Source organism: Delftia sp. UME58, assembly GCF_014170385.1.
GTDB lineage: Bacteria > Pseudomonadota > Gammaproteobacteria > Burkholderiales > Burkholderiaceae_C > Comamonas > Comamonas acidovorans.
The window spans coordinates 1-2,413 of sequence record NZ_LZZV01000099.1; the positions used below are offsets into that span (position 1 = coordinate 1).

The window sequence follows — 2,413 nt, forward strand, 5'->3', positions numbered from 1 at the left end:
TTTAGGGCTACTTATGTGATTTTTGTTGGGCGTGTCTTAGGTTTTCTTGGGACTTGCTTTAGATCTTCGTGGGACTTGCCCTAGATCTTCGTGGGACGCTCGTCGCCGGGGTCGGGTGGGTGGCGCGCGCCCACGATTGCGGTCCGGAGCGTTCGCTCCGGACTGCCCCTTCGTCATCTTCGTTGCGGCCTACGGCCGCTGCCTTCAGATTCCCCCGGGCGCATCAAGGTTGCGCGCCACCCACCCGACCCCGGCGACGAGCTGCGCCGTCTTGGTTCGATGCGCTGCTAGAGCGCTGTTTACTCACGAGATTTTCGGGGCCCGCCTCATGCGGCCGCGCGGGCGGCCGCATTCTGCATACGTATCGGTGATGCGTCGGAGCGATGGTCGCTTGCGCGCTGGTGGTGAGTGGCTTTCTATTGGGCCCCGCAGTCATTTTGGGGAGGTGGAGCGACGGGTCGCGCGCGGCAGATAGTTGCTTGCTTGGCCAGACCCATGCGCGCGCCACCCGTCTAAAAGGGAGGCCGGTGATGGAATCCAGCGATGTCGTTCCTCTGACGAATTGATCGTCAATCGCGAACGGGAGTGTCATAAATTTTGTGTTTGAGGCCTAACATACCGCTCAAGGAGCACATGTATGGCCACAAGGAAAAAGCTTCCCCTGAGGGAATTACCGTCGATCCCGGCGGGTCTGGTTGACCAGTTCGTTAAGGGTCCGATGACCGCCGAGGCGGTGCAGGACCTGTCGATGGCGTTCAAGAAGGCGCTGATCGAGCGGGCGCTGGGCGCCGAGCTAGGGCACCATCTGGGGTATCCCTCGGGAGGAGATCGCCCCGAGGAAGCCACCAATCAGCGCAACGGCAAGAGCCGCAAGACGGTGCTGACCGATGACGGTCCGCTGCGGGTGGAGATCCCGCGGGACCGTGACGGCAGCTTCGCCCCGATCCTGATCCCCAAGCACGAGCGCCGCTTTACCGGGTTTGATGACAAGATCATCGCGATGTACGCCCGGGGCATGACGGTGCGCGAGATCCAGGGGTTCTTGGTCGAGCAGTACGGCACCGAGGTCTCGCCGGAGTTCATCAGCTCGGTGACCGACGCGGTCATGGACGAGGTCACCGCCTGGCAGACGCGTCCCTTGGAGATGATGTATCCGGTGGTGTTCTTCGACGCCCTGCGGGTCAAGATCCGCGAGGATGGCGTCGTGCGTAATAAGGCGGTGTACCTCGCGCTGGGGGTTTTACCCGACGGCACGCGCGACATCCTGGGCCTGTGGATCGAACAGACCGAGGGGGCCAAGTTCTGGATGAAGGTGTTCAACGAACTGAAGACCCGAGGCACGCAGGACATCCTGATCGCCGTCACCGATGGCTTGAAGGGCATGGAGCAGTCGCTGAACGCGGTGTTCCCGGCCACGACGCTGCAGACCTGCATCGTGCACCTGATCCGCTCGAGCCTGGACTACGCCAGCTGGAAGGAACGCCGGACGGTGGCAGCGGCCTTGAAGCCGATCTACACGGCGGCGACTGTGGAGGCTGCGTTGGCTGCGCTATCGGCGTTCGAGCAAGGCCCGTGGGGTCAGCGTTACGCGCCGATCGCAGAAGCATGGCGCCGGGCCTGGGATCGGGTGATCCCGTTCTTTATGTTCCCGCCGGCGATCCGCAAGGTGATTTACACCACCAACGCCATCGAGAGCATCAACGCGCAGTTGCGCCGGGCGGTGAAAACGCGAGGGCACTTCCCCAGCGATGAGGCCGCCACCAAGCTGCTGTGGCTGGTCCTGCGCAACGTCACTGACGGCTGGGGCAGCGCCACGCATGACTGGAAGGCCGCCATGAACCAGTTCGCCATCATTTACGCTGAACGCTTCACTGACCCGTATCGCTGAGATAGCATCAACACGCCTGATCCTCCACGGGATCAGGCACTGAGTGCCTTAAACACAAAAAAACTGACACTCCCTCGCGAACTGGCCTCCAACCACGCATGGATCGTCAATCGTAGATTCTATGGTTTGGCGCAAGCCTGGTTGGCGATAAAGCGATTGACGTCGAAGGGTTTGCGCGATTTCCATACGCCGAAGGCGATGCGTAGGAGTTTTCTGGCGATGATGTTTAGGCACCGCAACCCACACGCGAAGCGAATCGCGCAACGACGCAAGACGATGCGTAAGCTCCCCAAGGCCGCCCGCGCGGCCGGCCGGGAGCGGGCCCCGCAAGATCCTCCACCACTCAAAACCCGTGGAGAAGAACCCTAAGCACACCGCCCTCCCCAGCGACGATCAAGATTCAGCCAGCAGAGCCCGGCGCGACAGTCCCCCGGGGCGTGCGGGGAGTCGATAAGCCCGAGGGAATCTGAAGGGAAGGCCGAAGGCCTGGACGAAGATGACGTAGGGATAGTCCGGAGCGAAGGC

At 62.1% G+C, this 2,413-nt stretch carries 1 protein-coding gene; it reads left to right on the forward strand.

Annotated elements, in window-relative coordinates:
• The first annotated feature begins 637 nt into the window (after positions 1 to 637).
• A complete protein-coding gene (locus A9976_RS25525) occupies positions 638 to 1,888 on the forward strand; it encodes an IS256 family transposase (RefSeq protein ID WP_183016661.1) in 1,251 nt (416 codons plus the stop codon).
• The last annotated feature ends 525 nt before the right edge of the window (positions 1,889 to 2,413 follow it).

Bases quoted from the DNA above. Each gene is read 5' to 3' on its own strand.
- A9976_RS25525 (WP_183016661.1), top strand. From the start codon at position 638: ATGGCCACAAGGAAAAAGCTTCCCCTGAGGGAATTACCGTCGATCCCG.